At 38.6% G+C, this 4,892-nt stretch carries 6 protein-coding genes; all 6 read right to left on the bottom strand.

What is annotated here, in order from left to right:
* Positions 1-594: 594 nt before the first annotated feature.
* Genes CXF78_RS10125 through CXF78_RS22050 form a run of 6 tightly spaced genes read right to left on the bottom strand, consistent with a single transcriptional unit; the run spans position 595 to position 4,882 of the window.
* Positions 595-1,344, bottom strand: a complete 750-nt coding sequence (locus CXF78_RS10125; RefSeq protein WP_102036702.1) for an oxidoreductase — start codon at positions 1,342-1,344, stop codon at positions 595-597.
* A 3-nt stretch (positions 1,345-1,347) separates the two neighbouring features.
* The gene (locus CXF78_RS10120) at positions 1,348-2,052 is read right to left on the bottom strand and encodes an acylneuraminate cytidylyltransferase family protein (RefSeq protein ID WP_102036701.1); all 705 of its coding nucleotides are present in this window, start codon (positions 2,050-2,052) and stop codon (positions 1,348-1,350) included.
* On the bottom strand, positions 2,049-3,029 hold the full coding sequence (locus CXF78_RS10115; protein ID WP_102036700.1) for a Gfo/Idh/MocA family protein: 981 nt from the start codon (positions 3,027-3,029) through the stop codon (positions 2,049-2,051). The genes CXF78_RS10120 and CXF78_RS10115 overlap by 4 nt, the downstream gene beginning before the upstream one ends.
* Positions 3,026-4,084, bottom strand: a complete 1,059-nt coding sequence (locus CXF78_RS10110) for a nucleotidyltransferase family protein (protein WP_102036699.1) — start codon at positions 4,082-4,084, stop codon at positions 3,026-3,028. The genes CXF78_RS10115 and CXF78_RS10110 overlap by 4 nt, the downstream gene beginning before the upstream one ends.
* Before the next feature lie 5 nt (positions 4,085-4,089).
* Entirely contained in the window at positions 4,090-4,731 is a 642-nt protein-coding gene (locus CXF78_RS10105; protein WP_102036698.1) for an acetyltransferase, read from the bottom strand.
* Positions 4,724-4,882 carry a hypothetical protein gene (locus CXF78_RS22050; RefSeq protein WP_374702281.1) on the bottom strand — a complete coding sequence of 53 codons (159 nt, stop codon included), beginning with the start codon at positions 4,880-4,882 and terminating at the stop codon, positions 4,724-4,726. Before CXF78_RS22050 ends, CXF78_RS10105 begins: the two co-directional genes overlap by 8 nt.
* Positions 4,883-4,892: the final 10 nt, after the last annotated feature.

Below are 4,892 nucleotides of genomic sequence, written 5' to 3'. Positions count from 1 at the left end.
AGTTTGAACAGCATCAACTTAATTAACGTCAATCATAAAAAACCCCAATTTAACCAAGTGACTACATCTATAAGTATAGGATATTTATCAAGGCTATCGAGATACACATTAACAGCGGTAATAAGCTTGCCTTGCAATCGAAGTACATCAACATATTGCGGTATATATTGATCAATATATGCAATTACTTTCTCAAGTGTCTGACTCACTAAATCTAATTATAGAAGAGTTGAGGCTAGTTTTAAATGCAATTCATCATGCAAACCTTGCATAAGTTTGTAATAAATTCAACGCTGACGATGAACCTTTTATAACAATGTTTAATTAGAGCATGCTAAATCTCATACATTTTCGTCAATTTCAATAAACATTGCTAGATTCCGAAGCATGTGTTGGAATTCTTCGATATGCTTGATATGAGCTAAATTCAGTCTCTTCTCAAAAATTTTCTTTGTCGCTGTTTTTGCTACATCTATATATACCACCGGGTCACGACCGAACGGATCTTGATTTTCAATTTAAAAATCATTTATTAAGATTAAACAGTATTGTATATTATCAATATTTAAATTTACTTTACTTTACTCAACATAGTTAGAGTGAAAACCCATCATCTATAATTAAGTTCTGACCAGTCATGTATTGTGATTGTTCAGAAAGAAGAAACGAAATGGCTCCCGTCATATCGGTCGCATTCAACATCCCAGCACCCATCGTTAGTTGTTTGTATTTATCTAGAAATGCCCGAGGCTGCGAATCATATAATCCACCTGGGCTAATACTATTTACTCTAAAACGACTATCACACATAAAACTCGAAAAGTATTTATTCAGATGTAAAATAGCCGACTTAATAGCCGCATACTCTACTGGCATAGTCATATTGGTGTTGTCATACACCTCAAACTTGGGGGCCACAACACCATAGATAGAAGAAATATTAACAATTGATAGCGAGGAGTTTTGTCGCAAGAATAATGCCGCACTTTGCTGCATTATCAAAAAAGCAGCACCTAAATGCATAGACACATTATCGTTAAAACTCGCTAAGCTAACGTCAAATAATTTTTTGCCATAATCTTTATTGCGAGGATAACTGCAGTTCACTACGCCATCGATACGTTGCTGATCATTAAAAAATGACACCACGTTAGCTTCGTTATTAACATCAAGGGATGTTATTACAAGTTTACCAGCATAATCCGCGGTAAAATGAGCGAACAAAGGTTCTGTTTGGATGTCTGTCGCAATCACCTCTGCGTTATTGGTTAAAAGTGCATCGACAACCACTTTCCCCAACAAGCCACCGGCACCTAAAACTAAAATTCGCTTATTAGACAGCATATTTTACCCTTTCTTTAAAATGGCTTCCGCCAGCATAAAATCATAAATATCATCAATATCGATTGCGCGTTCTTTTGGCACTTCAATGCTGGTTATCCTGCCATTGAATATGTTTTTACTCGCTAATACATATTCAGGAGTAGTGCTATAAACAACCGTTGTCATATCAAAAACTTCTGGTACATCTTGCCTTCTAGCAAAGTTGCCCTCTAATGGATTAACAACTGATACCTGTCCAGACTCATGCTTAACCACCATATTAAAATATGGACTACGATTGGCAGGCGTTACCGAAATACAAGCATCAAAGGTGGGTAAACTATTGGGTGAATCGGGTAAAAGTGCAACAATTGCAGCTGATATATCTTCAACACTTCGCAGTGGGCTTGTCGCAGGTAAACTGACTAGATAATCAAAGTCACCATATTTATCTTTTACCCACTGGCAGGCATGTTGCCACGATAGCCATTCAGGGCTGGTATCACTCGCTAATTCAGCAGGCCGAGTAATCACTTCCGCACCTGCTTGAGTAGCTATAGCAGCAATGTCAGCATCTTCAGTTGATACAAAAACCTTATCTATCATAGGCGACAAAATGGCACTTTCTATCGAATAAGTAATAAGTGGCTTACCGTGTAATAATTTGATGTTCTTTCTGGGTAATCCTTTTGACCCGCCCCGAGCAAAAATAAATCCGTATGTTTTCATATTCGTCCTCTGTAACACGCTTGGTCTTTCACAGTATCGATTAATGCAATTGTTTTAGCTGCTTGTGACACAGTCGAGTTATCGTTTAAATCATTATGAATTTGAGCAATAAATGACTTAAGCATGTCGAGATACATTATGTTTCTATCCCAAGTAGGCTCTGAATAAATCAATTGCGTACCTTGCTGATTAAACACTGTGATACTGTTTTCAACTAAGTCCCATTCCACACGACCTTTAAGCCCCATGAATTGGCATTTACGCTGCGGTATGCGCTGTAAAAAATCCATATGGAGCTGACATATAATCCCTGAACCCGTAGATAAGGTTAAATCAGCTATCTCTTCAACAGTTAAATTAAGTTCGTTTGAACTACGTAATATTGCATGTTCAAATTTCAGATCACCCAATATCCATTGTAAGTAGTCCAACTCATGACTGAGCTCTAATAATACCCCTCCACCTAACTCTGCGTTTGCAGATACTGTTGATAAATAATTTTTACTGGGACGCCAATCTGGTAAGTATTGTCCAACGTTACAAGCGCAATGATAAATATCACCCAGCAGATTACTGTCGATGATGGCTTTAAGCTTTAATGCTGCAGGCATAAAACGTAAACAATAACCAATGGCAACGGGGGTGCGATGTTCTACAAAAGCGACTACCAAAGCATTAGCTTGAGCCGTTGTCGCGGCGATAGGTTTTTCAATTAATATCGGAATATTAGCTTCAATTAACGGAATAGCATGCTGAGAGTGTAATGAAGATGGTGAAGCAATAATGACAAAATCAGGCTTTAGCTGAATAACCTCACTCATACTCGATAAAACAGCATCAGCATGTTCTATCGGCAGAGTGATGTTTCTGCCACTGGCAGACAAGCTATAAACTTTTACCCCTGGTAAGAGCTGCTTTATATTTTTTCGGTGCCGAGTGGCAATGCCACCCAAGCCGATCACGACGGCGGAAATCATTCACTCATTCCTAATGCACATATATCCGCTTGAGCACGGTTAAAATCATCTAACCGGCCAATGTCTAACCAATATTCATGTAATGGGAACATTAACACTTTACCGCCAGTTTGAATCTTATTGTCCAACAGCGTCGGCATATCAATCACTTGATTGACACTCACTTGTTTGATTATCTCTGGTGAGACGACATAGATACCTGCATTGACAAAAAAGCGTTGAGTTGGCTTCTCTTCCATACTCACAACAGTATTCCCTTTGCCATTAATCACACCATAAGGAATTTGGTATTCATATTCTCTCACGCACATAGTGGCATGCGCTTCACTTTCATTATGAAAATCCAGTAAACGCTGAAAGTCAACTTTTGTTAATACATCACCATTCATCATAATAAGCGGCAACGCAGGAATATCATCCGGCAGTAAGCCTAATGCTCCACCAGTGCCTAACGGTTCATCTTCATGGATATAGGTAATATTGACGCTGAGTCGGCTGCCATCACCAAAATAGTCTTTAATCTGGTCAGGCATGAAGTGAGTTGAAATATAAAAATTCACAAACCCAGCTTTGGCAAAATTAAGAATCGTCATTTCTAAAAGCGGTTTATTACCTACTTTTAGCATTGGCTTAGGGCAGTTATCCGTTAATGGACGTAAACGCGTACCAAAGCCACCCGCCATAATAAGCACAGGATTATCATAATAAGGTTGATTCAACGCCTGTTTTAAGGTTTGAAGACCTGCAACTTTTCCACATTTAATCAATGGAATAGCTAAAATACTTTTTTTCTCCATTAAGCGGATGAGTTTTTGCTTGGGGGTATCAAACGTTGCAGTAATTGGATTGCGGTTCATGACGAGAGCCACAGACTGGTCAAGCGTAAGATTATTTAATAAAGCTCGTCTTATATCACCGTCTGTAACAACACCTTGCAATTGATCATTGTCATCGACAACCAAAGCAACTTGCAGAGCATGAAGGTTAATGATCTCTAAAGCATCACGAATGGACTGCTTCGGTGCTAAAGCAACATCTTTCCAATGCTTTTTCATAATGTTTAATTTCCCTTACAGATTAAAGCCTGATGACCAAAAACAATCGAGTTATCATCTACATTTTTAACAACTGAAGCTCCTGCGCCCACTATAACGTTTCCGCCAACATTAATGCCCTGAATTACACAGGCATGAACACCAACGTGAACATTATCTTGAGTTTTAACATTGCCACAAAGTGTCGCACGAGGGGCGATATGATTATTAGCACCAACATAACAATCATGCTCAATAATCGCCCCTGTGTTGATAATGGTATTTTCACCCACATAAACACCAGCTTGGATAATGGCTCCAGACATGACTTGCACACCCTGTGCCAAATATACAGATGAAGACACTATCGCATGTGGCGATATGACAGTGGTAAAGTTAAAATCGAGCTCGGTAAAAAACGTAGCTAATTTTGCACGGTTATTTTGCTTTGGTAAGCTTCCCAGTCCGTTAACCAACAACACCTCATCTGGATTAAACTGGAGTATGTCTTCATCATTGCTTAAATGCCTAATAGATTCAAACATTTGATTTGTAATATTTTTGCATGGCGATATATACGCAATGACGTTACAACCATTAAGATGAAGCAAATCCATTAGTACACTTGCATGGCCACCAGAACCAATCATGATTAATGGCTTACTCATCAATGAGGTCTCCAGACTGGTAGTTTTTAGAAGCGACTTGACCTGATGTAAGCTGCCAAAAATTATCCGGTGACATGCCGGTTCCCGGCCTTTTTATTGTCAAATTATTGTCATTAAATGATTCGCCCTTTTTAATATCGATTTGAGCCACAATACTTTTT

Origin of the sequence: Shewanella sp. 11B5, from assembly GCF_002836795.1 — a bacterium.
In the GTDB taxonomy this organism is placed as follows: domain Bacteria; phylum Pseudomonadota; class Gammaproteobacteria; order Enterobacterales; family Shewanellaceae; genus Shewanella; species Shewanella frigidimarina.
The sequence above is the reverse complement of the archived record's forward strand: the minus strand, read 5'-3'. Positions and strand labels throughout refer to the sequence as shown.